Below are 26,986 nucleotides of genomic sequence, written 5' to 3' on the forward strand. Positions count from 1 at the left end.
GCGCGCCAGGGGCGGGCGGGGTCAGATGATGCCGAAAAGCATCCCTGCCGCCAGGACCACCAGGGAGGTCAGGGCCGCCCATTTCACGGTGAACCGGGTGTGGTCGCCGAACTCGACCTTGGCCATGCCCACCAGGACGTAGACGGCCGGAACGAGCGGGCTCGACATGTGCAGGGCCTGCCCGACCAGGGAGGCGCGGGCGATTTCGAGCGGGGAGACCCCGTGGGCGGCGCCGGCCTCGGCGAGGACCGGCAGGACGCCGAAGTAGAAGCCGTCGTTGGACATGAAGTAGGTGAGGGGGAGGCTGAGCAGGCCCGTGACCAGGGCCATGTGCGGGCCCATGCCCTCGGGGACGGCCCCGACGAGCCAGTCGGCCATGTGCTTGACCATGCCGGTGCCGGTGAGGACACCGGTGAAGACGGCGGCGGCGAAGACCATTCCGGCGACGTTCAGGACGTTGTCGGCATGGGCGGCGATCCGGGCCTTCTGGTCCGGCATGTGGGGGAAGTTGACGGTGAGGGCGAGGGCGGCACCGAGGAGGAAGAGCACCGGGATCGGGAGCAGTTCCATGATCATGGCGGTGAGCAGGGCGACGGTGAGGCCCGCGTTGAACCAGTAGAGGCGGGGGCGCAGGGTCGCGCGGTGCGGGTCGAGCCCCTGGAAGCCGTCCCCGGCGGGGTCCTCGGCCGAGTCCCCGGCGGAGCCGGAGGCGGCGGAGCCGGAGGCGGCGGGGCCGGAGGCGGCCGGGCCGGAGGCGGCCGGGCCCGAGGGGGCGGAGCCGGTGGACGCGGAGCCCATGGAGGCGGAGCCGGTGGAGGCCGTGCCCGCGGTCCCGCCGGTGGACGGGCCCGTACCGGCCGTGACCAGCAGTTCCTCGGCCGGCTCCGCCGATCGCGCGGTGCCGCCGGGGAGGGTCAGCAGGCCGAGGCGGCGGCGCTCCTTGAGGCCGAGGACGTAGGCCAGGACGAACACGCAGAGCAGACCCGCCGCGAGCGCCGGGATCATCGGTACGAAGATGTCGCCCGCGTCCAGCTTGAGCGCGGTGGCGGCGCGGGCGGTGGGGCCGCCCCAGGGCAGGGTGTTCATGACGCCGTTGGCGGTGGCCGCGACACCGGTCATGACCACCAGGCTCATCCCGAGGCGCTTGTAGAGCGGGTACATCGCCGAGACGGTGATCATGAAGGTGGTCGAGCCGTCGCCGTCGAGCGAGACGACGGCGGCGAGGACGGCGGTGCCCACGACGACGCGCATCGGGTCGGCCCTGCAGAAGCGCAGGATGCCGCGGACGACCGGGTCGAAGAGGCCGACGTCGATCATCACGCCGAAGTAGACGATGGCGAACATCAGCATCGCGGCGGTCGGCGCGAGCTTGCCGACCCCATCGATGACGTAACCGCCGAGCTGCGCGCCCTGACCGGCGAACACGCAGAACAGCGCGGGGACGAGGACGAGCGCCGCGATGGGCGACATTTTCTTCAGCATGATCAGAACCAGGAAGGTCGCGATCATGGCGAAGCCGAGGAAGGTGAGCATGGGGGGGAACCTAGGTGCCTCCTCCGGGGCCCAACAAGACGTCCAAGCGTGAGCAATACGAGCAAAACCCCAGCTCAGGGGATGGGTGTCAGTTCGACGGGGAATCCGTTGAGCACGGCCGTCCCGGACAGCGGGTCCAGTCGGCTGCCGTCGAGGAGCTGGTTGACGTTGACTCCGGGCGCGGCCTCGGCCACCGACAGCCGGGTGCCGGGGCGGTCGTGGCCCCAGCCGTGCGGGAGGCTCACGACTCCGGCGCGCAGGGTGTCGGTGATCTCCACGGGAACCTCCAGGCTGCCCCCGTCGGCGGTGATGCGGGCCGGGCGCCCGTCGGTGAGGCCGAGCCGGGCGGCGTCGTCCGGGTGGACCTGGAGGGTGCAGCGGTTGGAACCTCCGGCGAGGGCCGGAACGTTGTGCATCCAGCTGTTGTTGGACCGCAGGTGGCGGCGGCCCACGAGCACCAGCGCGGCGGGGCGCTCGGTCAGCGTTGCGCGCAGCCTGGGGAGTTCGGCCGCGATCGGGTCCGGCAGGAGCTCCATCCTGCCGCTGCGCGTCTTGAGCAGGCCCGGGAGCCGGGGCCGCAGCGGGCCCAGGTCGATTCCGTGCGGGTGCGCGCGCAACCGCTCCAGCCCGAGGCCGCCCGGGACGCCGGGGTCCGGGACGCCAGGGTCCGGGATGCCAGGGTCCGGGACGCTGGAGTCCGGGACACCGATGTCCGGGACACCCGGGCCTCCCAGCCCGCCCGGGGTCCCGGGGTACTGGCGCGCCGCGCCGTCGGGCTCGCCCGCGCGGGTTCCCGTAGCGGCGCTCCCGGGCAGGTCCGCGGCCACGGCGAAGCGGTCTCCGTAGGGTCCCAGCCGGAGCATCAGGTCGAGGCGGCGCTCGGGGCCGCTGCCGCCCGTGAGCAGGCCGGCGAGGCGCGCCGGGTCCTGGCCGCGCAGGGGGGAGTCCGGGTCGGCGCACTCCCTGGCGAGGGTGCTCCCGATGGCCAGGTCGTCCACGGCGACCGGGTCGGTTCCGTGCATGCCGGAGACGGCGAGCACGAGACGGGCCTGGATCTCGCACTCGTCCATGCGCCCGTCCTCGAGCGGTACGGCGGGCGGTGAATAGCGGACCTGGTTGCGGATAGCGAAGGTGTTGAAGGAGAAGTCGAAGTGGGCGCTCTGCGAGGGCGGCGGCGGGGGCAGCACCACATGGGCGTGGCGCGAGGTCTCGTTGAGGTACGGGTCGACGCTGACCATGAAGTCGAGCCCGGCCAGGGCCGCGTCGAGGCGCCGGCCGTCGGGGGCGGACAGGACGGGGTTCGCCGCGATGGAGACGAGGGCCCGGATCCGCCCCTCCCCCGGGGTGTCGATCTCCTCGGCCAGGGCGGACAGCGGGAGTTCGGCCTTGGCCTCGGGGTGGCCGCTGACCCGGCTGTGCCAGCGGCCGAGGCCGAAGCCCTTGCCGGGTCCGGCCGGCCGGGGTGCGCGGTCGGTCGCGGACAGCGGGAACAGGGCCCCGCCCGGCCGGTCGAGATTGCCGGTCAGGACGTTCAGCACGTCGACCAGCCAGCTGGCGAGCGTGCCGTACTCCACGGTGCAGCTGCCGATCCGCCCGTAGACGGCGGCGGTCGGCGCGGCCGCGAGGTCCCGGGCGAGGGCGCGGATCTCCTCGGCCGTGAGGTCGCAGGCGGGGGCGACGGCCTCGGGAGTGAAACTACCGAGCGCCTCGCCGAGTTCCCCGATTCCCTGCGTGTGTTCCGCGAGCACGCCCGGATCGGTCAGCTCCTCGGCGAGCAGGGTGTGGGCCAGGGCCGCGAGCAGCAGGGCGTCGCTGCCGGGGCGGGGTGCGAGGTGGCGGTCGGCGAGCTTGGCGGTGCGGGTGCGGCGCGGGTCGACGACGACGAGGGTGCCGCCCCGTGCGCGCAGCGCCTTGAGCCGCCCGGGGAAGTCGGGTGCGGTGCACAGGGAGCCGTTGGACTCGACCGGGTTCGCCCCGAGGAGCAGGAGGAAGTCGGTGCGGTCGAGGTCCGGGACGGGGATGGCGAAGGGATCCCCGAAGAGCAGCCCGCTGGAGACGTGTTTGGGCATCTGGTCGAGGGTGCTGGCGGTGAAGAGGTTCCGGGTGCCGAGGGCCTTGAGGAGCAGCGGAGGGTAGAGCTGGCCCGCCATGGTGTGGACGTTCGGGTTGCCGAGGACGACGCCGACGGACTGCGGCCCGTACTCCCGCACGAGGGCGGGGACCGCGTCCGCGATGGCCTGGAAGGCCTCCTCCCAGGTGGCTTCGCGAAGCCGGCCGTCGCGCCGCACGAGGGGGGTCCGCAGCCGGTCCGGGTCGGCGTCGAGGCCGCCGAAGGCTGCGCCCTTGGGGCAGATGAAGCCGCGGCTGAACACGTCGTCGCGGTCCCCTCTGGCCCCGGTGACGGTGGTGCCCTCGATGGTGAGCGTGAGGCCGCAAGTGGCTTCGCAGAGGGGGCAGATGCGCAGGGCGGTGCGGGGCATGGGCCCTCCAGGGGCGGCAGGCTGCGGCACGGGACACGGCGAGGGGGACGGGCACGAGGCACGGGCGAGGGGCACGGGCGAGGGGCGCGGGGACGGGCACGAGGCACGGGCGAGGGGCACGGGGACCGACGGGGCACGGGGACGGATGGGGCACGGGCACGGGGCCCGCGCGAGCGGCACCGAGCATACCGACCGGTAGGCACGGTGGGGAGGGTCCGCGGCCGACGGAATCGGCGGGGCTCCTCCGCACGGGGCCGGACGGGCCGCCCACGGCCTCGGCCCACGGCCTCGGCGCACGGCCGCGCACGGCCTCCCCACACCCGATGCGCACGCCCTCCCGCCCCGGATGCGCATGCGCTCGCCGCCCGGCCGCGCATGCGCCCCCGTCACCCGCCCATCCCGGGCGTTCTCCCTGGTCAGCGGCACCCATTGGGCCTTCTGCTGACGCGTTTCAGCACCCTTGGTCGGGAAAGCACATTGCCCCTGGAGCCGGGCGGCGGATTGGATTGCCGGATGACATCCATGCTCGACGGCTGTACGCCCTGGCCCGAGGAATTCGTCGACTACTACTGGGCGTCCGGCCACTGGCGGGGCAGCACGCTGGACAACCTGCTGCGCGGCTGGGCCGTGCAGTTCGGGCCCCGGACCGCGCTCGTCCACGGCGACACCCGTGTCACGTACGCGGCCCTGAACCGCCGGGTGGGCCGGATGGCCGCCGGGTTCCGGCTGCGCGGCCTGCGGACCGGGCAGCGGGTCGTCGTCCAGCTGCCCGACGTACCCGAGCTCGTCGTCACCGTGTTCGCCCTGATGCGCGCCGGCGCGGTCCCCGTGCTCTGCCCGATCTCGCACCGTACGGACGAGGTGGCCCACGTCGTCCAGGTCTCCGAGGCCACCGGCTACATCGGCCCCGCGACGTACCGGGGCTTCGACCACACCGCGATGGCCGCCGACATCGCCGCCCGGGGGCCCTTCCTGCGCCGGGTGTTCACCTTCGAAGCACCGGGCGCCTCGGACCCGTACGGCGGTTTCGCCACCGACCCGTCGGGCTGCCACTACTTCCCGCTGCACACCCTCGACTCGCCGCCCGAGCCGGCGCTCGCGCTGACCGCCGGGCAGGTGGCGTTCTTCCTGCTCTCGGGCGCCGCCGGTGAGGCGCCCAGGCTGGTGCCGCGCACCCACAACGACTACGCCTACCAGGCGCGGGCCGCGGCCGAGCTGGTGTCGCTGACCCAGGACGACGTGTACCTCGCGGCGCTGCCCGGCGACCTCAACCTCGCCTTCGGCGGCCCCGGCATCATCGGCACGCTGACCGTCGGCGGCACCATCGTCCTGGTCGAGGACCCGGAGCCGGCCGCGCGCCTGGCGGCCGTCGAGCGCGAGCGGGTCACCGTGGCCGCGCTGACACCGGACACCGCCCGGCGCTGGCTCGACGCGCGTCCCGGGGCGGGGGCTGGGACGGAGGCCGGGGCCGGGACAGGAGCCGGGGCGCAGGCCGGGGCCCGGGCCGGGGCGGACGTGAGCAGCCTGCGGCTCGTACAGATCGGCGGCAGCACGCCGCCCCTGGACCGCGCGAGCGCCGAACGGGTGGCCGCCGAGTGGGGCTGCCGCCTCCAGCAGGCCTTCGGTACGGACGAGGGGCTCCTCACCCTCACCCGGCCCGGCGATCCGGACGAGACCGTGCTCACGACGCAGGGCCGTCCGCTCTCCCCCGACGACCAGATCCGCGTCGTCGACGCCGCCGGCGAGGAGGTGCCCGCCGGGGAGCCGGGCGAACTCCTGGCCCGAGGCCCGTACACCGCGCGCGGCTACTTCCGGTCGCCCGGCCTCAACGCGCGCTCCTTCACCGCCGACGGCTACCTGCGCACCGGCGTCCTCGCCCGGCGCACGCCCGACGGCAACCTGGTGGTGACCGGCCGGCTCGAACGCGTCGGGTGACGCGGCGGCGGCCTCCCCTGGCCCCGGAGAGGGAGGAGGGAGGCCGCCGTCAGTCCAGGACGCGCGCGAGGTAGGCGTGCATCATCGCCCGGGTTTCGGCGACGATGCCGGGGTCGCCGTCCGGGTCGTTGCGGAAGGCGAGCTGGATCAGGGCGTCCGTGGCCTCGACCGCGACCAGGACGGACCGTTCCAGGACGGCGTCCGTGGTGAGGGCGAGATGGGCGCCGAGCAGTTCGGTGAGGCGGACGGCGACCAGGTGGTTGGGGTCGGACGCGGGCCCCTCGGAAGGCGGCGCCGGCACCCCGAAGTCGACGAGGGCGAAGCCGGGCACGCTGCGCTTCATGACCAGGTACTCGTCCAGCACCGCGTCGACGACCGGACGCCAGTCGGTGTCCGGGAGGTCCGCGAGCCGCCGCTCGATGCCGTCGGCGTAGCGGTCGAGGTTGCGGTGGGCCAGGGCGATGGCCATGGCCCGCTTGTTGCCGAAGAACCGGTAGACCGAGCCGATCGGCACGCCGGCCCGCAGGGCCACGGCCCGGGTGCTGAGGTTCTCGTAGCCGGTCTCGTCGAGGAGTTCCGCACAGGCGTCGAGGATCCGGGCGAGGCGGTCGGCGCTGCGCTGCTGGATCGGCGTCCGGCGCAGGGGGTGGGCTGGGGGCACGGGGTCCATCATGCCGCTCCTGGGTTCACGGGTGGGCGGCGGTACCGGTTCGGCCGTGTCGGGCCGGCCTTCTCAGTTGAGCAGCAGGCTGAGGCCGCCGACCGTGTACGTGATCATCAGCGCGAGCAGCGGCAGTTGCCCGGCGACGGCTTTCGCGGGCGGGAAGAGGCGTACGGAGCGGTCGTGCGCGGCGATCACTCCGAGGACGTGGCCGGTCACGACGGCGATCACCTGGAGGGCGGCGAGACCGCCGGGACCCAAGGGGGACAAGGGTTCGGGGGCGTTGTCAGTGCCCACTGCCATGATGACTGTGCGTGGTCCTTCGGTCACCAGGAGGGAGAAGTAGTGGGCGACGAGATAGCCGAGGGCGATCGGTACGAGTGAGTGCGCGAAGGCGGTCAGCGGGCCGGGGTGCGGGCCGCAGACGAGGCGGGTGACCGCCGCGCAGAGGCAGTAGAGGGCGGCGACGAGTGTGATGGCTCCGAGCAGCCCGAGGGTGGCCGCCGCCGTGCGGCCGAGGGGGGAGGTCTGGATCGCGTTGATCCACGAGGGGTTGTCGGAGAAGCCGTCGTAGGCGGTGGATCCGAGCAGGACGCAGACGGTGGCGACGAGTCCGGGCCGCTCGGGCGTCGCGTCGAGTCCGTGGAAGGGGTTACGGAGGACGAGGCGGCCGTCGCTGCGGCGGCCGAGGGGGGAGAAGCGGGCCAGGAGGGCGGAGTACGCCTCGAAGGCGTCTCCATCGGCGAACCAGTCTTCGCCGTAGCGGGCGGCGAGCAGGAGCTGGACGGCGGCGTAGCCGGTCAGGGCGATCAGGAGGGTGGTGGTGGAGGCGGGATCGGGAGAGACGAGTTCGAGCCAGGTGAAGGCGAAGAGCCCGGCGGCGGCCGGCCATTGCCCGAGCCGGGCGGGGAGCGGGCGGTACGGGCGGGCCTTCGGCCCGGGGGACGGCGGGAGCGGGGGCTCCGGGCTGGCGGGATGCGGCACCCCGGCGGGGCGCGGGCTCCGGGAGGAGCGCGCGGCGGCAACGGCGGTCGCCGTACGGGATGTCCGGGCCGTACGGAGCCTCCGCACCAGCAGCACGAAGAGCCGGTGCACGGTGCGGAGCGGGTTGAGGAGGCGCCAGACGGGGCCGAGAAGGAGGGAGGCGGGGACGAGGCCGACCCAGAGCAGGACGTAGACGGCGCCGGGGGCGGGGTTGCGGGCGGGGTCGTCGGGGCCGAGGAGGAGGTGCAGGAGGACCGCGAGCGCGGCCGCGAGGCCGAGCCCGCGCAGGGCGGTGCGGGTGGCCGGCGCGTCGGCCACCCGCTGCAGCCCGGCGGGCAGCGCCAGGCCCGAGCGGTCGCCGCGGAATCGGGAGGCGGACCAGAGGAGACCCAGTGCGAGGAAGGAGACGAAGAGCGCGGTGAAGGCACCGGCGAAGGCGTAGAAGGGTGAGATCGGCAGATCGTGCTGCGAGCCGATCCCGTGCGCGAGCGAGGTGAACGGATCGGCCGGGCGAAGGACCACGCCCGGCCGGCCGATCCCCCCACCGAACACCCCGTACGGGAGAACCTGCCCCCCGAGCCCGCTCACCACCGAACCGCCGGGGCGGGAACCAGAGCCCGCCCCGGGGCCGGGGCCGGGGCCGGAGTCGGTGCCGGAGCCAGAGCTGGAGCCAGGGCAAGGACCAAGGCCGGGGCCGGGTCCGGGGCCGGGGCCCAGGCCAGGTCCGGGGCCCAAGCCAGGTCCGGGGCCTGGGCCAGGTCCGGGGCCTGGCCCAGGGTCTGGCCCAGGGCCCGCGCCCCGTTCGCAGCCGGCGTTCGACGCGGGGCAGGAGTCCGACCCGGGGTCGAGGCCGGGGCCGGAGCCAGGGCGGGGGCGGGGGCCGGAGCCAGGACCTGCGCCGGGGTCCAACCCAGGCCCCGCGCCCCCGTCGGAACCGGGGTCGGAGCCAGGGCCGAGGTCCCGCCCAGAACCCGCACCCATGTCGGAACCGGGGTCAAGGCCGGGGTCGAGGCCGGGGCCGGGGTCATCGGACGAGGAGCTGGGTCAGGACGAGGTCGGACTCGTGGGTCTCGACCTCGAAGAGGCCCGTGCGGTCGGCCGTCAGGATCAGGGTGGCCTCCTGGCCTGCCGGCAGGGCGAGTTCCTTGTCGAAGCCGTGGACGTGCAGGGTGTCCGCGCGGTCGCTGGTGACCCGCAGGGCCACGCGTTCGCCGCGCGTCACCTCCACCCGGCCCGGGGCCGGGCTGACCTTGCCGTCCTGCACGGTGATGGTCACCGTGCGGTCGGCCCGCTCCGCCTCCGGGGTCGCGGCCGGCGTGTGGGTGTGGGTGGGGGTGGATTGGGTTGCTCCGGCGATCAGTTGGAGCGTCGTCTCGACCGGTTTGCCCGCCACCGCCCAGGCCGTGTGGTCGTCCGCGTAGAGGCGGACGGTCAGGGAGTGCGTGCCCTCCGGCACCTGCGCGGCGGGCAGGTGGTACCAAGGGCCGTACAGGCGAGCCAGTTTGCGGCCGTCCAGCTCCAGATGCGCGTGGCCGGCACCTGGGAGGGCGGCGCCGCCGGTGCTGTCGGGGGTGAACTGGAAGTTCTTCAAAGCCAGTTGGAGGTTCCAGCCGTCCTCGGAGTCCGGTCGGGCGGTGAGCCGGACCTCCGGTGCGCCCTCGGCAGGGACCTCGCGTAGCCGGTGGCCCGCGCCGTCGTCGGCGGCGAGGAGGGTGCCGGCCGTTCCGGAGGCCTGCTCGTGGGTGGTGCCGGGCTTGTGGTGGGTGGTGGCCCGCCCATCGCAGCCCGTCGCCGCGCCGCCGGCGAGGAGCAGGGCCAGGGCGAGCAGCGCCGCCGCGCGGCCCGTCCGGCGGGACAGCGGGGACAGGCGGGACCGGCGGGGCGGCGTGCCGCAGACGTCGCACCAGGTCCGGCGTTCAGGGCGTCCGTCGCCCGGCTGGCCCGTCACGGCCGGTCTCCCCCGGCCGCGCCCCGCTCCCCGTCGGGGGCCGGACCGGGACGGCCGCCAGGGCCACTGCCGGAGCTACCACCGGGGCCGCCGGAGCCTCCCTCGGAACCGCCGCCGAAGCTGCCACCGGATCCTCCCCCGGGGCCGCCGGGGCCGCTGCCGGAGGCCCCGCCCAGGCTGCCACCGGGACCTCCCTCGGGACCGCCGCCGGAGACTCCGCCCGGGCGGATACCGGTGTGTCCCGCAGGACCGGCGCCCGGGCCGCCACCCGGACCGCCGCCGGAACCGAAGCCCGAACCTCCCTCGGGACCGGCCCCGGAAACTCCGCCCGGGTGGCCACCAGGGCCTCCCCCAGGACCGGTGCCCGGGCCGCCACCGGGACCGCCCCCGGAACCGAAGCCCGAACCTCCCTCGGGACCGCCGCCGGAGCCACCACCGGGGCCGCCGGAGCCTTCCCCGGGACCGCCGCCGAAGCTGCCACCGGCCCCTCCGCCGGGGCCGCCGGGACCGCTGCCGGAGGCCCCGCCCGGGCTGCCACCGGGACCTCCCTCGCGACAGCCGCCGGAGACTCCGCCCCGGCCGCCAACAGGGCCTCCGCCAGGGCTGCCACCGGGACCTCCGCCGGAACCGGAGTCGGAACCTCCCTCGGGACCGCTGCCCGAGGCTCCGCCCCGGGGGGCGCCCGGGGTGGCCACCGGGTCGCCACCGGGGGCGCCGACCGGGCCTCCCGCGGGCTCGGTGGCGTGGTTGCCGGGTTCGGCTTTGCGGGGCGGGGTCGGGCCCGCGGGGGTGCTGTGCGGGCGGGCTGCGGCGATGGTGGCCCAGAGGGCCCAGAGGACCGCGACGAGGGACCGGATCCAGGCGGGGCTGAGCGGGATCCAGGGGATCATCAGGACGGCCTTGTCGAAGGCGTCGAGGAGGGTGAGCCCGCCCAGGAGCAGGGTCAGGCGGGCCAGCCAGGGCCGGGTGGGGCGCAGGGCGAGGCCGGTGCCGGTCCACCACAGGCCGAGGCAGAGCAGGGCCAGTGCCGGGACGAAGGTGCCGACCAGGCCCGTCGTGGAGCCTGCCACGTCCAGCGCCAGGCCCCCGAGGCCGAGCAGGGCGGCCGCCGTGCCCAGCCGGGAGGTGCGCAGGCGGCGCCACCACAGGAGGCCGCCGACCAGGAGGAGGACCGCGGCGACGGCCAGGGCCAGCTGCGTCTCCACCCGCTGGAGGCCGCGGGAGCCGTACCAGTCGCAGCCGGCGGGGAGCTTGCGTGCCTGGACGTTGTAGTCGGCGCAGACGAGGAGCTGGGCCAGCTTCACCGGTTCACCGGCCAGCCGGGCCGAGGCGCCGGAGACCGCGCCGCGGCGGTCGCCGCACTGCGGGAGCGTGCCGGGGGTGGAACCGTCCGGGCCCTGCTGCCAGCAGTTCCCCTTGCCCTGGCCGTCCCACCACACGTCCATGCCGTTGGGGCGGGAGGCGCCGGACTTGTCCTTGCCCAGGACGTTGCCGGCGTAGCGGTTGTGGTGGGAGGTGTCGGCCTGCTTGGACAGCTCCTCCTCGCCGCGGATGAAGGCGGGCACGGCCGAGAGGAAGAAGCCCGCACGCTTGTGCCCGTACACCCAGTTGTTCTCGTAGAGGTTCCAGTTGCCGCCGGCGGTGATGATGCCGGTGCCGGGGGGCATGGAGATCTGCGGGCAGACCACCCCCTGCTCGTAGCCGCGCTCGACGGGCGGTTTGGCGCAGGTGCCGTCCGCGACGTAGGGGTAGTAGTCGGCGTTGTTGTCGTGGATCAGGTTGCGTTCGAAGCGGGCGTGGTTCTGCGGGAGTCCGGGGTGGCCGGGGAAGGCGCTGTCCATCGAGGCGCCGCCCATGTTCTGGTCGAACTCGTTGTCGTGCACGTACACCGAGTCGCCCGCGGTACCGGAGTAGCCGACCATGTTGTGGTGGCTGCGGCAGCCGGTGATCTCGATGGAGTAGCGGGGGACGTCGTAGCCCCGGCCGTCGTTGATGTTCGAGGCGCTGCCGGGGTAGATGCCGGAGTCGCCGTTGCCGTAGGACTCGCAGTTCTTGTACAGCCCGTGGTCGCTGGCGAAGGTCAGGAAGCCGTACTCGTCGTTCCAGCGGGTCAGCACGTCGTCGATGACGAAGCCGTCGCCCGCGAGGACGTACAGCGAGTTGAAGGTGGTGCGCTGGGCGGTGAAGTTGCGGAAGTAGATGCCGTTGGACTTGTCCGCGCGGATCGCGTTCAGCTTCTGGTACTTGGCGTCGATGACCACGTCCTCGCGGGAGGCCCCCGTGCCCTCGATCTGGAGGTCGGTCTTGCCGAGGATGGCGACCAGGTTCTGGTTGTGGCGGCAGGCCACCTGCTGCTCGTAGGTCAGGATCTGGTAGCCGAGCGAGGAGTTGGGCGCCTTGAGCGAGGCGCACGCGCCGGTGGGCTTGGGGAGCGAGGGCTCCTCCTCGTAGAGGCCGGGGAGGATCGCGATGTTCATGCCCGGGCGGTCCACGGCGTCGACGGCCGCCTGGAGGTCGCGGAAGCCGTTCTTCTCGCAGCGCTCGTAGAGGGCGAGGTTGCGCTGCCTGAGGGCGTCGGGGAAGGCGGCCGTCCGGCGTTCGAAGGCGGGCCGGTCGGTCTTGCAGACGATCAGGTCGGGCTCGCCCGCGCGGTAGGAGGGTACGGAGCCGGTGCCGTCGGGGAGCTCGACGGGGCGCTCCTCGTGCGCGTGCGCGGCGGGCGCGGCGACGAGGAGGGACAGAAGCGCGAGGAGGGCGGCGAGGAGCGCCGCCGGCACGGCAGGAAACCTGCGGGTCCACGACATGCGCGTGAGAGTAGAGCAATGTTCATCTTTTGGGATCCCCTCGCGCAGGAATAGGCCCCCGGCGGGGCAGAGCCGGAGCCGAGCCGGAGCCCGGCCCCACCGAGCCCCACCCCCGCCCCCGCCTCGCCGAGCCCCGCTCAGCCGAGCCCCGCCCCGCCGAGCCCCGCCCCCGCCCCACCGGTCGGCCGACCGGCCGGAATCCCCCGTTGACGCGTGGGCCCAGGAATCCTACTGTCAGGCATAGGATTCCTTCGGCAGACCGGGAGCGTGCAATGAGCGGCGGCAGCGAGCAGGCCAGGAAGACGGCGGAGGGGCTGGAGTACCTCACCGGCTTCGGCAACGAGCACAGCTCGGAGGCCGTCCCCGGGGCCCTGCCGGTCGGGCGGAACTCGCCCCAGCGCTCCCCCCTCGGCCTCTACGCCGAGCAGCTCAGCGGCAGCGCCTTCACCGAGCCGCGTTCCCACAACCGCCGCTCCTGGCTCTACCGGATCCGCCCCTCGGCCGCGCACCCGCGCTTCACCCTGGCCGCGGACAACGGCGCCCTGCGCTCCGCGCCCTTCACGGAGGCCCCGGCCGACCCGAACCGGCTGCGCTGGAACCCGCTGCCCGACCCGGCGCCCGGTACGGATTTCCTGGCCGGCCTGTGGACCCTCGGCGGCAACGGCGACGCCACCCAGCGCTCCGGCATGGCCATCCACCTCTACTCCGCCAACACCTCCATGACCGACCGGGTGTTCAGCGACTCCGACGGCGAGCTGCTGATCGTCCCCGAGCGCGGCGGCCTGCTCCTGCACACCGAGTTCGGCCTGCTGAGCGCCCGGCCGGGCGAGATGGCGCTGATCCCGCGCGGGGTCCGCTTCCGCGTGGAGCTCCAGGACGGGACCGCCCGCGGGTACGTCTGCGAGAACTACGGCCGCCCCTTCGAGCTCCCCGACCTGGGCCCCATCGGCGCCAACGGGCTCGCCGCCGCCCGTGACTTCCGCGCGCCCGTGGCCGCGTACGAGGACGCCGAGCGTGCGACCGAGGTCGTGAACAAGTTCTGCGGCAACCTCTGGACCGCCACCTACGACCACTCCCCGCTCGACGTGGTCGCCTGGCACGGCACGCACGTCCCGTACGTCTACGACCTGCGCAGCTTCAACGTCCTGGGCTCGATCAGCTACGACCACCCCGACCCGTCCATCTTCACGGTGCTGACCTCGCCCTCCGACACGGCGGGCCTGGCGGGCGTGGACTTCGTGGTCTTCGCCCCGCGCTGGCTGGTCGGCGAGGACACCTTCCGCCCGCCGTACTTCCACCGGAACGTGATGAGCGAGTACATGGGACTCATCGACGGCGCCTACGACGCCAAGGCCGAAGGCTTCGTGCCCGGCGGCGGCTCCCTGCACAACATGATGTCCGCGCACGGCCCCGACCGGGAGACCTTCGACCGGGCGAGCGCCGCCGAGCTGAAGCCGCAGAAGATCGACGACGGCCTGGCCTTCATGTTCGAGACCCGCTGGCCCATCACCGCCACCGCCCAGGCGGCCGGCGCGGACCACCTGCAGAGCGGATACGACGACGTCTGGCAGGGCCTCCAGCGCCACTTCCGCGCCTAACATCACGAGCATGCCGCGCGGCGCCGCCGCCGCGCCCGCCCCGTCCTACGGAGATCCACCCGTGACCGCCTTCGCACCCGACTCGCTGGTACTGAACCGGAAGCTGCCGCTCTGGTACCAGGTCTCCCAGTCGCTGCGCGCCTCCATACTCGGGCGCACCGCGGACGCCTCACTGCGCCTGCCCACCGAGGAGCAGCTCGCCGAGCACTACGGGGTGAGCGTGCTGACCATGCGGCAGGCGCTCAAGGAACTGGAGACCGAGGGCCTCATCAGCCGCCACCGGCGGCGCGGGACCTTCATCGAGCCGGGGGCCCTGCGCGGGGCCCCGGTCCGGCTGCTCGGTTCGGTCGACGCGATCGTGGCGCAGCAGTCCGGCGACCGTACGACGATCCTCGGGCACGAGCGGACGGCGGTGTCCGGGGAGCTGCTGGAGCACTTCCCGGACACCGCCGAGGTGGTCACGTACCGCAGGCTCCGCCACGACAGCGAGAGCGGCGAGCCGACCAACTGGGCGGAGAACGCGGTACGTCCGGAGCTGGCCGACGCCATCGACCTTGCGGATCTGGTGCGTTGGCCGATGACCAAGGTGCTGCGGGACGTCGCGAAGGTGGACATCAGCCGGATCACCGACACCGTGGAGGCCCGGCTCGCCGACCCGCTCACGGCCGAGCTGCTCCAAGTGCCGCTGCTGAGCCCGATCCTGCACTACACGGGCGTCACCTACGACGGCTCCGGCCGGGTGGTGGACGTGGCGCGGATCCGGTACCGCGGGGACCGGTTCTCCTTCACGGTGACCGTCGACGCGCACTGACGGGCGTCACCGCGACGCGCGGGCCGTCGGGCCGGCGGGCCGGCGAGCTGCCGCCGTGCCGCCGCCGTGCCGCTACTTCTGGTCGTCCTCCGTCCCCCGCTCGCCCTCCGCCTGGGACGGCGTGGTCCGCTGCGTCTGGGCGTGGCGGAGCTTCTTCTGCTTCGCGTCCAGGTCCTCGTCGAGCCGCTCACCCTCGGCCTGCGAGGGGGTCGAGTACTCGTCGTACTGGCTCATGTGCGTCTCCCGGTCCGTGTCGCGTGGTCCGGCCCGGCTCCGTGCGGATCCGGGCAGATCCCTCCATAGCGAGCCTAACGCTCCGGCCTGGACGCGGCCCGGTCACCGGGTGGCGTCGCTACCATCGGCCGGGTGAGCGCTGACGCATCCCCGCGGGACCCGCTGCTGGACGATCTGATGCCCTGGGCCGTGGGCCCCCTGCGCCTGGGCCGGGCCTGGGTCGCGGCCCCCGATCCGGCGACCCTGCGGGCCCGGTGGGCCGCGCTGGCGGCCGCCGAGGGCCCCGAACGGGAGCGGCTGTTCCGCCCGACCCGGGCCCGGACCCCGGGCGCGGGGGCGGCGGCGCTGCCGGGTCAGCGGGCCGGTTCCACGGCCCGCTTCGCGGACACGCCCGGGCCGCGCCCGGACCCCGTACGGATCCTGCGCGAGCCCTTCGACGAGCAGTGGCTGCTGCCCGACCAGCGGCTCATCGACCTGGCCCGGCCGGAGCTGTGGCGGGTGCTGGACGAGCACCAGCTGTTCGTCGTGGAACCCGCGCAGCCGGCGGAGCTGCAGGTCACCGCGCATCTCCCGGCCGGCCGGCTCGGCCGGATCCGCCCGCTGCACCGCCGGCCGGGCGGAGCCGAGCCCAATCTCGCCCCCGGGCTGCAGCACCTGCTCGGCGAGCGGTACGGCACCTGGGTCGCCCCCGAGGACGTGCTCTGCTGGATCCTCGCCGCCGGCCGCCCCGGCCCCCGGGGGTACGAGGTCCCCCTCACCGCCGACGCCGAGCGCTGGCGGGCCGGGCTGGAGCTGGGGCACCGGGTGCTCTCCGTCCGGCTGCGCGGGGCCCGCGGCGGCGAGGCGCCCCGGCTGCCCGGCGGACGCCGGCCGTACGTCCGCTCCGCGCTGCCGGCCTGGCCGCGCGAGCTCGCGTACGACCCGGGGAGCGATACGCTGAGCATCGGCGGCTCCGGGGACCCCGGCACCGTGTCGCCCGTACCCGCCGGGGCGTGGGAGTACGAGGTCCAGGGGGTCCGGGTCCTGGAGTCCTGGTTCGCCGCCCGGCTCGCGCACCGGGATCCGGAGGCGGAGGGGCTGGACGCGGTGGGGCCCGCGGAGTGGCCGCAGGGGTGGACCTCGGAGCTGCTGGCCCTGGTGACGACCCTGGCGCTGCTGTCCGAACTGGAGCCGGAACGGGCGGCGTTCGAGGTGGGCCCGGTGCTGGGCGCCGCCGAGCTGCGGGCGGGCGGGGTGCTGCCGCCTCCGGCGCGGACCCGGCGGCCGGCCTCGGTCCTGGACCACCAGGAGGAGGGGCCGGGCGGGCAGTTCGCGCTCCTCTGAGCCGCGGGGGGGGGGGCCGGTTGCGGGTGGCCCGGCGGCGGGCGGCCTGCGGTTGCGGGGGGCCCTGCGGGGCGGAGTCCCCTACCCGCCCTTCGCCCGTTCCCCGGGCTGCGCCCGGACCCCTGAGGCTCCGCCCCGGACCCCGCGCCTCAACCGCCGAACGGGCCGGGGACGGGTACCGGGCTCCGCCCCAGGCCCCGCGCCTCAAACGCCCCACGGCTGGATGGGTGACAGCCCGGGGTGGGATCGAGTAGGCAGGGGGCATGGCTACCGATTCGTTCACCGAGCCGCTCCCCCTCGACGGTGTCACCGTCGTCTCCGTCGAGCAGGCCGTCTCCGCGCCCTTCGCCACCCGTCAGCTCGCCGACCTCGGGGCCCGGGTGATCAAGGTCGAGCGGCCCGACGGCGGGGACTTCGCCCGTGGCTACGACACCGCCGCGCACGGTCTCGCCTCGCATTTCGTGTGGGCCAACCGGGGGAAGGAGTCGATCGCGCTGGACCTCAAGGACCCGCGCGGCCGCGAGGTGCTGCACGGGCTGCTCGGCGGGGCCGACGTGTTCGTGCAGAACCTCGCCCAGGGGGCCGCCGCCCGGCTCGGGCTCGACGCGGCCGCGCTGTGCGCCCGCTACCCCCGGCTGGTCGCCGTGGACGTCTCCGGCTACGGCCCCGAAGGCCCGTACGCCCACAAGCGCGCCTACGACATGCTCGTGCAGTGCGAGGCGGGCCTGGTCTCGGTGACCGGTACCCCGGAGCGGCCGGTCAAGGCGGGGATCCCGGCGGCGGACATCGCGGCCGCCATGTACGCCTTCTCGGGCGTGCTCGCCGCCCTGCTGCGCCGCGGGATCACCGGGCGCGGGGGCAGGGTGGAGGTGTCGATGCTCGACGCGCTCGCCGAGTGGATGGGGCATCCGCTGCACCACACCATGCACGGCGGGGAGCAGCCGGTGCGGACGGGCCTGGCGCACGCCGTGATCGCCCCCTACGACGCCTATCCGACGGCGGACGGGGACCGGGTGCTGCTGTCGGTGCAGAACGACCGGGAATGGCGGCGACTTGCCGAACAGCTCCTGGAGCGCCCGGACTTGGCCGAGGACCCGGGGTTCGCGACGAACGCCGCGCGCACCGCGAACCGGGAGAAGACCGACGCGGTGGTCGCCGAAGCGCTGGGCCGGCTCGACGCCGACACGGCGATCGGGCGGCTGGAGGCGGCGGGCATCGCCTGCGCACGGCTGAACTCGGTGGCGCAGCTCGCCGCGCACCCGCAGCTGGAGGCCCGGGACCGCTGGCGCGAGGTGGGCTCGCCCGCGGGTCCGCTGCGGGCCCTGCTGCCGCCGATCGGACTGCCGGGCGGCGCGGCACCGCACATGGGTGCGGTGCCCGCGCTCGGCGAGCACACCGAATCCCTGCTGCGCGCCCTGGGGATGACGGGCGAACAGATCACGGCATTGCGCCGGGACGGCGTGGTTCGCTGACTGGGCAGGGTTGACCGGGCCGGGTTCGGAGCGGCGGCGCTGCGGGGGCGGGACGCGCCCCGCAGTGCTGCCGGCTACGAACGGCGGCTGCCGAAGAGGGTCCGCCGCAGCCTGCGCAGCGGCGCGAAGAGCGAAACGCGCGCGCTCCGGCTCCGCAGCCGGTGCGTGTGGTCGCGCGAGGTGAGCTCACGCATGAGCAGCGTCGCCTCGGCCGTCTCGCGGTGCGGGACGGCGGGACCGCCGAGCACGGCGAGGTGACGGTCGAGGCGCGAACTGGTCGCACCGCTCCCGCATGTGATGGCAGGCACGCGAGGCGGCCTGCTGCGCATTGCTATCTGTTCCATGTCTCTCCCCACCCGTACGAGGGCACCCGGCCCACCGGGCAGGGTAACCCTATCGTCCCCACGTCGCGCACAGGTATCCCGGTCGTGTGAATTGCCCGTGTGGCGAGCGGGAGTTGACGATTACTCAGCGGAGTCGATCGTCACTCTCCGCACAGCCCGGCAGGGTTGGGCTGCCGAGTTCGGGGGGCCGGGAACCGCATCGGCGGCGTCCGCGTGACTCCCGTCGCGGGCGGAGCCACGGCGCGCGCTCTGCGCTAACTTGGAGTGATCGTCCGGTAACGCTCTTGGGGGCGCGCGTGAATGAGGCTTTCGGTGACTGAGTCGGGGGCGGACGGGGACGGAGCCGGCGGGAGGGTCGTCGGCGGACGCTACCGCCTGCTGGGCCCGCTCGGCCGCGGCGGGATGGGCATGGTGTGGCGGGCCCTGGACGAGGTCCTGGGGCGCGAGGTCGCCGTCAAGGAGGTGCGCGCACCCGCCGGGATGGACGAGGCCGAGGTGGCCCGGATGTACCGGCGCCTGGAGCGGGAGGCATGGGCCGCGGCCCGCGTCTCGCACCGGGGCGTGGTCACCGTCTACGACGTGGCCACCGAGGACGGCCGGCCCTGGATCGTGATGGAGATCGTACGGGGACTCTCGCTCGCGGAGGTCCTGGAGGGCGACGGGCCGCTCAGCCCGCAGCGGACCGCCCACATCGGGGAGCAGGTGCTGGCCGCGCTGCGCTCCGCGCACGAGGCGGGGGTGCTGCACCGGGACGTCAAACCGGGCAACGTGCTGATCGCCAACGACGGCCGGGTCGTGCTCGGCGACTTCGGGATCGCGAGCCTGGAGGGCGCCGGCGCCATCACCATGACGGGCGAGGTGGTCGGCTCGCCCGATTTCCTGCCGCCCGAGCGGGCGCTCGGGCGCGAGCCGGGTCCCGCATCGGACCTGTGGGCGCTCGGGGTGACGCTGTACCTGGCCGTGGAGGGGGCGCTCCCCTTCCACCGGGACTCCCCGGTGGCCACGCTGCGGGCGGTGGTGGACGAGGACTTCCCGGCGCCGCTGCGCGCCGGAGCGCTGGCGCCCGTACTGGAGGGGCTGCTGGTCAAAGATCCCGAGGAGCGGATGTCCGCGGCGGAGGCGGCCCGGATGCTGCGCATCATCGGCGCGGGCGGGGCCGTCGTACGGGCCTCCCCCGGTTCGGTGCCGGGGCCCGCGGCGGCCCGGGTGCCGGGCTCCGAGGACCCGACCTCGGTGGCGCACCACGGGTACGGCCTCCCCACCCCGCCGCTGCCGGCGTCCGGGACCGGGCCGACGCGGACGGTTCCCGCGGAACCGGAGCGGAACGCGGCCGGGATGGTGCTGGCCGGCGGGATCGTGGTGCTGCTCGCCGTGGTGGTCCTGCTGGGATGGCTGCTGCTGAAGGACCGCGGCACGGGCGGGGACGGCGGCGCCGGGGCGACGACCGCCCCGCCCGTCACGCAGAGCGCTTCTCCTTCACCGACCCCCTCGCCGAGCGCGTCCCCCTCGCCCTCGCCCTCGCCGTCCGCCTCCCCGTCCCCTTCGGCCACGGCGCCGGGCGTCACCCTGTCCGCCGTGCGGGCCGTCCGGGACGGCTATCGCGGCACGTGCCCGGCGCCCGCCGACGAGGCGCCGGCCTTCACCGGCACCGTGACGGTGGACCGCACCCCGGCGGTGGTGGAGTACCGGTGGGCCACGCGCAGCGGGCAGACCTCGGGCCCCGGCTGGCAGACCCTGGCGTATCCGGCGGGCGGGCCCGGGAGCGTGAAGCTCGACCACACGGAGCTGACGCACTATCCGGACGCGACCTTCGAGGACGCGGTGCGCCTCGAAGTCCGGGCTCCGTCGGCGGCGGCTTCGGACTGGCTGGAGTTCTCGGTGACGTGCGAGGAGGAGGAGACCCCGACGGGCGGGGCCTCCTCCCCCGGTCCTTCCGGTGGTTCGCCCGGACCGACCGCGTCCCCGTCACCGAACCCAGGGCCCACGGCCAGTCCGTCACCGGTCAGTCCGTGACCGGTCAGTCCGTGACCGGTCAGGCCATGACCGTGCAATCGGTGACCGAGCGGTCCGTGACCGAGCCGCCGCGACGGCTCGGCCCGTGACCGGTCAGGCCGCGCCGGTGAAGACGGGCAGGTAGCCGCCGGACTGTCCGGCGGCCGTCGGGTGGTAGGACTCCCCGATGTTCAGCCAGTTGAGGCTGTGGAGCCACTCGCTGCCGGAGCAGATCTCGTGCCCGGTGAAGGCGCCGGCGACCGAGGCGAAGGCGAAGCCGTGGTTGGCGGCGCGTTTGGCGATGGCGGCGTTGAGGTAGTCGGAGGCGCCGTTGATGGCCGTGCGCTCGCCCTCCGTCAGCCCGGCCACGCAGGTGCCGTTCAGCTTGTAGAAGCGGGGATAGCCGAGGACGACCACGCGGGCGCCCGGGGAACGGCTGTGGATGGCGTTGTAGACCGTGTCGAGCTGGCCGGGGAGGGTGGAGTCCACGTACGCCTTGGCCTGGTTGACCCGGCTGACGCAGGTGGCTTCGGACTGGAGCACACAGGTGGTCATGACGTCGGAGAATCCGGCGTCGTTGCCGCCGATGGTGATGCTGACGAGGTCGGTGCCCGCGTTGAGCGGTGCGAGCTGGCCGCTCATCACATCACCCGTACGAGCGCCCGAGCAGGCGGCGAAGGAGAAGGTCTGGGGGGCGTGGGCGGCGGCCCAGAGGGCCGGGTAGGCGCGGGGGGTGCGCTTGCAGTTCCCGCTGGAGCTGTCGTAGTTGCCGGCGCCGACGCCGGAGGAGTAGGAGTCGCCGAGGGCGACGTAGCCGAAGTCGGCGGCGGCGGTCGCCTGGCCGGCTCCGAACAGGGCCGCGCCCGCGGCGAGTAACAGGGCCGAGGCCAAAGCGGCGAACCGGGGCATTCTCATGCTCATGTGTGCGGCTCCTCGTGGGGGGTTACTCCGGAGTTACTCCTGACTCCGTGGTACAAGCAGCCGAGGTCCGCTGGAAGTGTCCATGCCAAGAATGTTCGGGGCAGACATGCGGGGCGAATCTTCACCCGCACGGCGTTTGAAGAGGGGATCGCGCCACCCGATCCAGCGAAACACGGGTGCAGGAGGGCAGTTCGTGCCGGATCATGGGCGCCATGCCAGCCAACCCTCAGGACGCGCTGCCGATCCGGCTCAACGTCGACGACAGCGACTCCCCGTCGGACGTCGTCGACGCGCTGTTCCTCGGCCGCTTCGCGTCCGGCGAGCAGCCCCACTCGCACAGCGTGTCGATCGACCGGGTCAAGCCGGGCGCGACCCTGCTGCCGTCCGGGGCGACGGTGCTGCGCTCGGCCCGCGACAGCGACCGCAGCGCGACGCTCGCCGAGGGCGAGGGCTGGACCATGCTCGTCTCGCGCTGGAGCCGGGGCGCGGACGTGACGGTGACGGCGGTCAGCGAGGAACTCGCCGCCGGTGTGCTCGGCGAGGCCACCGAGGACGCCCAGGACGAGCCCGCACCGCAGCCCGAGAACGTCGCGATGGGGTTCTGGTACGTCTCCCCACGCCGCGGCCCCTACCGCACGACCCGGCAGATCGCGGCCGGCACCTGGGACGAGGTGCGGCCCAACTACACGGCTCCGGTGGCCGGTGCGATGGACCGGCTGATGAAGGTCACCCCGGACGACATCGCGGGCCGGCTGCTCCTGCTGCACGGCCCCCCGGGCACCGGGAAGACCTCCGCCCTGCGCACGCTCGCCCGGTCCTGGCGGGACTGGTGCCAGGTGGACTGCGTACTGGACCCGGAGCGGCTGTTCAACGACATCGGCTACCTGATGGACATCGCGATCGGCGAGGACGAGGGCACCGCGAAGAGCCGCTGGCGGCTGCTGCTGCTGGAGGACTGCGACGAGTTGATCCGCGGCGAGGCCCGGCACACCGCCGGTCAGGCGCTGTCACGGCTGCTGAACCTCACCGACGGGCTCCTCGGCCAGGGCCGCAACGTCCTGGTGGGCGTCACGACCAACGAGGACCTGGAGCGGCTCCACCCCGCGGTGGTCCGGCCCGGACGCTGCCTCGCCCGCATCGAGATCGGCCGGCTGACGCACCGTGAGGCCGTGGACTGGCTCGGCACCGACGAGGGCATCTCCCGCGAGGGGGCCACGCTGGCCGAGCTCTACGCCCTGCGCCGCGGCGCGTCGGGCCCCGCGGCCCTGCTGCCGCCGCAGGGCCAGGACACGGAGGCGGGCATGTACCTGTAGCGGTGCGGCGCGCGCACGCCGGGGACAATGGGGCCGCGGCCGAAGGCCCCCACCGGCCGTGCGCACTTCCGGGGGACCCACGAACAGGAGAACCCACCGTGCTCGAACCGGCGCAGGAGAACCCCTTCCCCGACAGCCACGTCCTCGGCGAGGGCCCCGAGCCGCACCCGCAGCTCCAGCCGGTGCTCGGCCTCATCGGACGCTGGCACGGCCGGGGCAGCGGCGAGTACCCGACCCTGGAGCACGGGTTCCGGTACGAGCAGGAGATCAGCTTCGGCCACGACGGCCGGCCCTTCCTCGTCTACGAGTCCCGCGCGTGGCTGATCGACGACTCCGGCAAGGTCGTGCGCCCCGCGGGCCGCGAGACCGGGTGGTGGCGCATCCTGCCGGACTCCTCGGTCGAGGTGACGCTCGCCCACCCGACGGGCATCGTCGAGACGTACGTCGGCCAGGTCTCCGGCACCGAGATCGAACTGGCCACCGACACCGTGGGGCTGACCCCGCGGGCCAAGGAGGTCACCGGCATGCGGCGCCGGTACGCGCTCCGGGACGGCGGGCTGACGATCGTGCAGGAGATGGCCGCGGTGGGCCAGCCCATGCAGCACCACCTCGAGGCCCGGCTCTTCCCGCGCAAGGGCTGACCCCGGCCGGCTGACCCCAACCGGCTGCCCCCGGCCGGCGGGGGTCGCCAGCAGGGCGGCCGGGCGGCCCGAGCGGGCCCGGCGCGCAAGCGGCCCCGGCCGCCGGGTGTCAGTCCGCGTACCGCGCGCGCAGCGCGTCCAGCGCCGCCGCGGTCGCCTCGTCGAAGGTCAGGCCCAGCCGCCGCGCCCGCTCCGCGTAGGCCTGGGCGGCGGTGGCCGCCTCCCGGGCGGGCCCGTCGCCGGCCGCCGCCACGAAGCTGCCCGCCCGGCCGCGCGTCTCGATCACGCCGTCCGACTCCAGCGCCCGGTAGGCCTTGGCGACCGTGTTCGCCGCCAGCCCCAGGTCTTCCGCGAGCCCGCGGACCGTCGGCAGTTTGAACCCGGCGGGCAGCCGGCCCGCCCGCGCCCCGGCGGCGATCTGGGAGCGCAGCTGCTCGTACGGGGCGGCGGCGCCCGCCGCGCCGTCGATGCGGATCTTCAGGTGCGGAGAAGTCGAGGTCACGCGGCCGATTGTCCCCCATCCGGCGGGAAATTCGCAGGCGCGGGGCCCGGCTGCCGCCTACCGTCGCAGAGGTGATCACGACCATTCGCGAGGTGCGCCCCACCGACCCGCTGGACGCGCGGTCCGTCGTACGGGTCCGCCGCGCCGCCCTCCCCTTCATGATCGCCACGCCCCTCGGCGTGGCCCACGAACTGGCCTCGGCCCACCCCGCCAAGCGCTACCGCCTCCTCGTCGCCGAGAACGCCGAAGGCCTGGTCATCGGGACCGCCCAGGTCGGCATCGCCCACGAGAGCCCCGAGCCCGGACAGGGCTTCGTCAACGCCTACGTGGACCCCGCCCACCGCGGGCGGGGCGCCGGGAGCGCACTGCTCGGCGCGGCCGAGGAGCATCTGCGGGCCGAGCGCGCACGCACCTCGTACGCCTGGGTCCTCGACGAGCCCGCGCACCGCGCGTTCGCCGGGCACCACGGCTACCGGCCCTCCCGCTCCGCGCACTTCCTGCGCCTCGACCTGGCCGCGGCCGGCCTTCCCGCGCCGCCCGGGAAACTCCCGGACGGGGTGGAACTGCGCGCCGGCTCGGCCTTCGCGGCCGATCCGCGCCCGCTCTTCGAGGCCGACGCGGCGGCGACCCGGGACGAACCGGGAGACATCCAGGTGGAGTTCGACGACTACGAGGACTGGCTGCGGGGCACCTGGGAGCACCCGTACCTCGACCGGGAACTCACCACCGTGGTCCTGGTGGACGGCGAGGTGGCGGCCTTCACCGCCGCGCACACCGACGGGGCCGGGCGCTACTCCTCCGCCATGACCGCGACCCTGCGCCCGTTCCGCGGCCGGGGACTGGCCCGGCTGGCCAAGACCGATTCGCTGCTGCGGGCCCGCGCGGCCGGCTGCACCGAGGCCTTCACCGGCAACGACACCGGCAACGCTCCGATGCTCGCCGTCAACGCCCGGTTCGGGTACGAGGTCTGCGCCACGGAGACGCGCCACACCAAGCAGCTGTGAGAACGGGAGACACCACCATGACCGAGCGATTCACCGTCACCCTCACCAAGGCGGGCCGTACGAAGATCCGCTACCCGGCCGAGCTGGTGGCCGACACCGGTACCCGGATCACCGTACGGGCCCCCTGGGCGGCCCCCGGGGTACGGGACTTCGGCTTCGTCCGCTTCGAGCCGGGCGACGTGTTCACCGAGCACTTCTGGCGCGACCGCTGGTACGCGGTCAAGGAGGTGCGCACGGGCGGGGGCGTCCTCAAGGGCTGGTACTGCGACGTGACCCGGCCCGCCACGGTACAGGACGGGGTGATCCTGGTCGAGGACCTGGACCTCGACCTGTGGGTGTCCGCCGACGGCAGCTCCGTACTGCGCCTGGACGAGGACGAGTTCGCCGGGAGCGGGCTCGCCGGCGCCGATCCCGGGGCGGCCGCCCAGGCGGTACGGGCCCTCGACGCCCTGGAGGCCCAGGCCCGCTCGGCCGCCGGCCTGGCGGCGCTCCTCACCTGAACCGGGTCTCCACGGGTCTCCCCCGGCGGCTTCAGCAGCCGGCGTCTCGATCCGCTTCGTGCCCGGCGAGCCGGCAGGTCCCGCCGTCGCGGTGCGCGGCACCGGGACGGACCGGGACGCGGTGGGCCGCGGACGAGCCGTCGGTGGGGACGGAGCCGCGCGTCGCCAGGATCTCGCCCGTGTCGGCGAACTCCCAGTGGGTCGCCTGCCTCCCGTCCTTGAACGGCCATGCGACGCGGACGACGGGGCGGCTCAACAGGCTCTCGAACCAGCCGGCGCACTGGTCCGCGAGCTCCTCAACCGTGCCGGAGGCCCGGAAGAAGCCGCGCTCGGGCGACTCGTGAAGGGTGAAGAGCTGGTCGCGGACCTTCCCGGCCCGCACGTGTGTGCCGTAGAAGTGCACGGCCCACTCGCCGAGCACCAGTCGGCGCGCCTCATCGTGAAGGCTGACATGGACGAGGAGCGACGACTCGTCCTCGGGCCGTCCGACCTGACTGGGGGCCGAAGGCACCCGCCACTCCGCGGCCCGGGCTCGCAGGACTGCCAGGAAGGCGAGTTCGGCCGCGCCGAAGTCCCAGGGCTCCTCGCCGCACTCCTCCGGGTCCTCGGCTTCGAACCAGCTGGTGACGTCCACGGGGAGACTCTAGAACCACGGGGAGGGGATGCCGCCCCTCGCCCTCCCGGCGGGGATCCCCGGGGCCTCGGGGCTCCGCGGGCCCGCTACCTGAGCCCCCGCTTTCCTCGTCCTTAACTGCGCCCTAAGGATGGGCTCCAGGGGCCCGAACCCCGTGGAAGCGGGCTTGCGGGCGGTTAGTTTGGCTGGGCCAGGGAGGGCCGGAGGCGGCGCCGCGAACCCGTGAGGGGCGGCGCCGCACAGCCCCGGTCCTCCGGCGCACCCACGACCCGCGCAGCCCTGTGCCGTGCCCAGAGGAGATCCACCATGCCCGCACGCCGCCGTACCGCCGCCCGCATCGCCGCCGGACTCGCCCCGCTCGCGGTGGCCGCGTACGCCGTCGCCCCGGCGGCCGCCCACGGTTCGATGACGGACCCGGTCAGCCGGGTGGCGGCGTGCTACGCGGAGGGCCCGGAGTCCCCGAAGTCGGCGGCCTGCAAGGCGGCGGTCGCGGCGAGCGGGGCGCAGGCGTTCTACGACTGGAACGCGGTGAACATCGCCAACGCGGCCGGGCAGAGCAGGGCGCTGATCCCGGACGGGAAACTGTGCTCGGCGGGCAACGACAAGTACCGGGGCCTGGACCTGGCCCGCGCCGACTGGCCGGCGAGCCCCATGGCCTCGGGGGCGCACACCTTCCGCTACAAGGGGACCGCCCCGCACAAGGGATCCTTCGAGCTGTACGTGACGAAGGACGGCTACGACCCGTCGAAGCCGCTCAAGTGGTCCGACCTGGAGCCGGCGCCCTTCGTGAAGGTCACCGACCCGGGGATGCGGGACGGCGACTACGTCTTCTCCGGCACCGTCCCGAAGAAGAGCGGCCGGCACCTGATCTACAGCGTCTGGCAGCGCTCGGACAGCCCGGAGGCCTTCTACACCTGCTCCGACGTGGTCTTCGGGAAGGACAACGGCGGGGGCGGGCCCACGGCCGAACCGACCCCGCGGCCCACCTCGAAGCCGACCTCGCGGCCGACCTCGCGGCCGAGCACGAGGCCGACGTCCGTGCCCTCGGGGCGGCCGTCGACGCTCCCCGCGGAGATCCCCTCGGCCCCCACCGACGAGCAGATCTCCCAGGGCGCGGGGAAGTCCACGGTGGAGCACAACGGCCACGGGGACAACGACCCGAAGACGAACGGCGGCAGCGCCCCGTCCCCGGTCCCCTCGCAGAGCGGGACCCACCTCGCGGAGACGGGCGGCAGCAGCGCCACGCCGGTGATCGCGATCGGCGGGGCCGGCGTGCTGGCCGCCGGCGCGGCCGTGCTGTTCGGGCTGGCCCGCCGCCGTGCGACCCCGGGCCGCCACGGCCGCTGACCGGG

Annotated in this window: 21 protein-coding genes and 1 pseudogene; 11 read left to right on the plus strand and 11 right to left on the minus strand. The window is 74.5% G+C overall.

Going from position 1 to position 26,986, the window contains the following annotated elements:
• Positions 1-21 precede the first annotated feature (21 nt).
• Together ACWCP2_RS11945 and ACWCP2_RS11950 are read right to left on the minus strand one after the other, a co-directional pair.
• On the minus strand, positions 22-1,533 hold the full coding sequence (locus tag ACWCP2_RS11945) for a CitMHS family transporter (RefSeq protein WP_450908447.1): 1,512 nt from the start codon (positions 1,531-1,533) through the stop codon (positions 22-24).
• Positions 1,534-1,607: 74 nt separating this feature from the next.
• On the minus strand, positions 1,608-4,013 hold the full coding sequence (locus tag ACWCP2_RS11950; protein WP_450908448.1) for a molybdopterin oxidoreductase family protein: 2,406 nt from the start codon (positions 4,011-4,013) through the stop codon (positions 1,608-1,610).
• Positions 4,014-4,526: 513 nt separating this feature from the next.
• Between ACWCP2_RS11950 and ACWCP2_RS11955 the strand changes: the two genes are divergently transcribed.
• Positions 4,527-5,948, plus strand: coding sequence for an AMP-binding protein (locus ACWCP2_RS11955; protein WP_450908449.1), 1,422 nt, complete (start codon positions 4,527-4,529; stop codon positions 5,946-5,948).
• Positions 5,949-5,997: 49 nt separating this feature from the next.
• Here the strand turns inward: ACWCP2_RS11955 and ACWCP2_RS11960 are convergent, their stop codons facing one another.
• From ACWCP2_RS11960 to ACWCP2_RS11975, 4 genes and pseudogenes are all read right to left on the minus strand, one after another.
• Positions 5,998-6,618, minus strand: coding sequence for a TetR family transcriptional regulator (locus tag ACWCP2_RS11960; RefSeq protein ID WP_450908517.1), 621 nt, complete (start codon positions 6,616-6,618; stop codon positions 5,998-6,000).
• A gap of 63 nt (positions 6,619-6,681) precedes the next feature.
• Positions 6,682-8,115 (minus strand): hypothetical protein, encoded by a 1,434-nt coding sequence (locus tag ACWCP2_RS11965; RefSeq protein WP_450908450.1) that lies wholly within the window; start codon positions 8,113-8,115, stop codon positions 6,682-6,684.
• A gap of 502 nt (positions 8,116-8,617) precedes the next feature.
• Entirely contained in the window at positions 8,618-9,451 is an 834-nt protein-coding gene (locus ACWCP2_RS11970; RefSeq protein WP_450908518.1) for a cupredoxin domain-containing protein, read from the minus strand.
• A 797-nt stretch (positions 9,452-10,248) separates the two neighbouring features.
• Positions 10,249-12,345, minus strand: a pseudogene (locus tag ACWCP2_RS11975) (right-handed parallel beta-helix repeat-containing protein); the annotation flags it as partial.
• Between the two features lie 272 nt (positions 12,346-12,617).
• Between ACWCP2_RS11975 and hmgA the strand changes: the two are divergent.
• The gene (gene hmgA / locus ACWCP2_RS11980) at positions 12,618-13,943 is read left to right on the plus strand and encodes a homogentisate 1,2-dioxygenase (RefSeq protein WP_450908451.1); all 1,326 of its coding nucleotides are present in this window, start codon (positions 12,618-12,620) and stop codon (positions 13,941-13,943) included.
• 10 nt (positions 13,944-13,953) lie between these two features.
• The gene (locus tag ACWCP2_RS11985; protein WP_450908452.1) at positions 13,954-14,754 is read left to right on the plus strand and encodes a GntR family transcriptional regulator; all 801 of its coding nucleotides are present in this window, start codon (positions 13,954-13,956) and stop codon (positions 14,752-14,754) included.
• Positions 14,755-14,826: 72 nt separating this feature from the next.
• Here the strand turns inward: ACWCP2_RS11985 and ACWCP2_RS11990 are convergent, their stop codons facing one another.
• Positions 14,827-14,988 carry a hypothetical protein gene (locus ACWCP2_RS11990; RefSeq protein WP_266876718.1) on the minus strand — a complete coding sequence of 54 codons (162 nt, stop codon included), beginning with the start codon at positions 14,986-14,988 and terminating at the stop codon, positions 14,827-14,829.
• A gap of 177 nt (positions 14,989-15,165) precedes the next feature.
• Between ACWCP2_RS11990 and ACWCP2_RS11995 the strand changes: the two genes are divergently transcribed.
• Both ACWCP2_RS11995 and ACWCP2_RS12000 read left to right on the plus strand, forming a co-directional pair.
• On the plus strand, positions 15,166-16,311 hold the full coding sequence (locus tag ACWCP2_RS11995) for a type ISP restriction/modification enzyme (protein ID WP_450908519.1): 1,146 nt from the start codon (positions 15,166-15,168) through the stop codon (positions 16,309-16,311).
• 263 nt (positions 16,312-16,574) lie between these two features.
• Positions 16,575-17,783, plus strand: coding sequence for a CaiB/BaiF CoA transferase family protein (locus ACWCP2_RS12000; RefSeq protein ID WP_450908453.1), 1,209 nt, complete (start codon positions 16,575-16,577; stop codon positions 17,781-17,783).
• Between the two features lie 74 nt (positions 17,784-17,857).
• Here the strand turns inward: ACWCP2_RS12000 and ACWCP2_RS12005 are convergent, their stop codons facing one another.
• The gene (locus tag ACWCP2_RS12005; protein ID WP_030720225.1) at positions 17,858-18,127 is read right to left on the minus strand and encodes a hypothetical protein; all 270 of its coding nucleotides are present in this window, start codon (positions 18,125-18,127) and stop codon (positions 17,858-17,860) included.
• A gap of 300 nt (positions 18,128-18,427) precedes the next feature.
• On the opposite strand from ACWCP2_RS12005, the gene ACWCP2_RS12010 reads away from it, so the two are divergent.
• Positions 18,428-20,140, plus strand: a complete 1,713-nt coding sequence (locus ACWCP2_RS12010; protein ID WP_450908454.1) for a serine/threonine-protein kinase — start codon at positions 18,428-18,430, stop codon at positions 20,138-20,140.
• Positions 20,141-20,233: 93 nt separating this feature from the next.
• Here ACWCP2_RS12010 and ACWCP2_RS12015 read toward each other — a convergent pair whose 3' ends face one another.
• Positions 20,234-21,034: an SGNH/GDSL hydrolase family protein gene (locus ACWCP2_RS12015; protein ID WP_450908520.1), complete on the minus strand. Its 801-nt coding sequence runs from the start codon at positions 21,032-21,034 to the stop codon at positions 20,234-20,236.
• Positions 21,035-21,252: 218 nt separating this feature from the next.
• Between ACWCP2_RS12015 and ACWCP2_RS12020 the strand changes: the two genes are divergently transcribed.
• Together ACWCP2_RS12020 and ACWCP2_RS12025 are read left to right on the plus strand one after the other, a co-directional pair.
• Positions 21,253-22,353 (plus strand): DUF5925 domain-containing protein, encoded by a 1,101-nt coding sequence (locus ACWCP2_RS12020; protein ID WP_450908455.1) that lies wholly within the window; start codon positions 21,253-21,255, stop codon positions 22,351-22,353.
• Between the two features lie 98 nt (positions 22,354-22,451).
• Entirely contained in the window at positions 22,452-22,994 is a 543-nt protein-coding gene (locus ACWCP2_RS12025; protein ID WP_450908456.1) for an FABP family protein, read from the plus strand.
• Between the two features lie 109 nt (positions 22,995-23,103).
• On the opposite strand, the gene ACWCP2_RS12030 is transcribed toward ACWCP2_RS12025, so the two are convergent.
• Positions 23,104-23,496 (minus strand): GntR family transcriptional regulator, encoded by a 393-nt coding sequence (locus ACWCP2_RS12030; protein ID WP_450908457.1) that lies wholly within the window; start codon positions 23,494-23,496, stop codon positions 23,104-23,106.
• Between the two features lie 71 nt (positions 23,497-23,567).
• Here ACWCP2_RS12030 and ACWCP2_RS12035 point away from each other — a divergent pair, with 71 nt between their 5' ends.
• Both ACWCP2_RS12035 and ACWCP2_RS12040 read left to right on the plus strand, forming a co-directional pair.
• On the plus strand, positions 23,568-24,500 hold the full coding sequence (locus ACWCP2_RS12035; RefSeq protein ID WP_450908458.1) for an N-acetyltransferase family protein: 933 nt from the start codon (positions 23,568-23,570) through the stop codon (positions 24,498-24,500).
• Positions 24,501-24,517: 17 nt separating this feature from the next.
• The gene (locus ACWCP2_RS12040) at positions 24,518-25,000 is read left to right on the plus strand and encodes a DUF402 domain-containing protein (protein ID WP_450908459.1); all 483 of its coding nucleotides are present in this window, start codon (positions 24,518-24,520) and stop codon (positions 24,998-25,000) included.
• A 31-nt stretch (positions 25,001-25,031) separates the two neighbouring features.
• On the opposite strand, the gene ACWCP2_RS12045 is transcribed toward ACWCP2_RS12040, so the two are convergent.
• A complete protein-coding gene (locus ACWCP2_RS12045) occupies positions 25,032-25,634 on the minus strand; it encodes a hypothetical protein (RefSeq protein WP_450908460.1) in 603 nt (200 codons plus the stop codon).
• Between the two features lie 306 nt (positions 25,635-25,940).
• Between ACWCP2_RS12045 and ACWCP2_RS12050 the strand changes: the two genes are divergently transcribed.
• Positions 25,941-26,981 carry a lytic polysaccharide monooxygenase auxiliary activity family 9 protein gene (locus ACWCP2_RS12050; RefSeq protein WP_450908461.1) on the plus strand — a complete coding sequence of 347 codons (1,041 nt, stop codon included), beginning with the start codon at positions 25,941-25,943 and terminating at the stop codon, positions 26,979-26,981.
• Positions 26,982-26,986: the final 5 nt, after the last annotated feature.

It is taken from the genome of Streptomyces sp. NPDC002104, from assembly GCF_053593795.1.

Excerpts from the sequence above, each read along its gene's own strand:
- ACWCP2_RS11945 (WP_450908447.1), bottom strand. The coding sequence starts at position 1,533 with ATGCTCACCTTCCTCGGCTTCGCCATGATCGCGACCTTCCTGGTTCTG.
- ACWCP2_RS11950 (WP_450908448.1), bottom strand. The coding sequence starts at position 4,013 with ATGCCCCGCACCGCCCTGCGCATCTGCCCCCTCTGCGAAGCCACTTGC.
- ACWCP2_RS11955 (WP_450908449.1), top strand. The coding sequence starts at position 4,527 with ATGACATCCATGCTCGACGGCTGTACGCCCTGGCCCGAGGAATTCGTC.
- ACWCP2_RS11960 (WP_450908517.1), bottom strand. The coding sequence starts at position 6,618 with ATGGACCCCGTGCCCCCAGCCCACCCCCTGCGCCGGACGCCGATCCAG.
- hmgA (WP_450908451.1), top strand. The coding sequence starts at position 12,618 with ATGAGCGGCGGCAGCGAGCAGGCCAGGAAGACGGCGGAGGGGCTGGAG.
- ACWCP2_RS11985 (WP_450908452.1), top strand. The coding sequence starts at position 13,954 with ATGCCGCGCGGCGCCGCCGCCGCGCCCGCCCCGTCCTACGGAGATCCA.
- ACWCP2_RS11990 (WP_266876718.1), bottom strand. The coding sequence starts at position 14,988 with ATGAGCCAGTACGACGAGTACTCGACCCCCTCGCAGGCCGAGGGTGAG.
- ACWCP2_RS11995 (WP_450908519.1), top strand. The coding sequence starts at position 15,166 with ATGCCCTGGGCCGTGGGCCCCCTGCGCCTGGGCCGGGCCTGGGTCGCG.
- ACWCP2_RS12000 (WP_450908453.1), top strand. The coding sequence starts at position 16,575 with ATGGCTACCGATTCGTTCACCGAGCCGCTCCCCCTCGACGGTGTCACC.
- ACWCP2_RS12005 (WP_030720225.1), bottom strand. The coding sequence starts at position 18,127 with ATGGAACAGATAGCAATGCGCAGCAGGCCGCCTCGCGTGCCTGCCATC.
- ACWCP2_RS12010 (WP_450908454.1), top strand. The coding sequence starts at position 18,428 with ATGAGGCTTTCGGTGACTGAGTCGGGGGCGGACGGGGACGGAGCCGGC.
- ACWCP2_RS12015 (WP_450908520.1), bottom strand. The coding sequence starts at position 21,034 with ATGAGAATGCCCCGGTTCGCCGCTTTGGCCTCGGCCCTGTTACTCGCC.
- ACWCP2_RS12020 (WP_450908455.1), top strand. The coding sequence starts at position 21,253 with ATGCCAGCCAACCCTCAGGACGCGCTGCCGATCCGGCTCAACGTCGAC.
- ACWCP2_RS12040 (WP_450908459.1), top strand. The coding sequence starts at position 24,518 with ATGACCGAGCGATTCACCGTCACCCTCACCAAGGCGGGCCGTACGAAG.
- ACWCP2_RS12050 (WP_450908461.1), top strand. The coding sequence starts at position 25,941 with ATGCCCGCACGCCGCCGTACCGCCGCCCGCATCGCCGCCGGACTCGCC.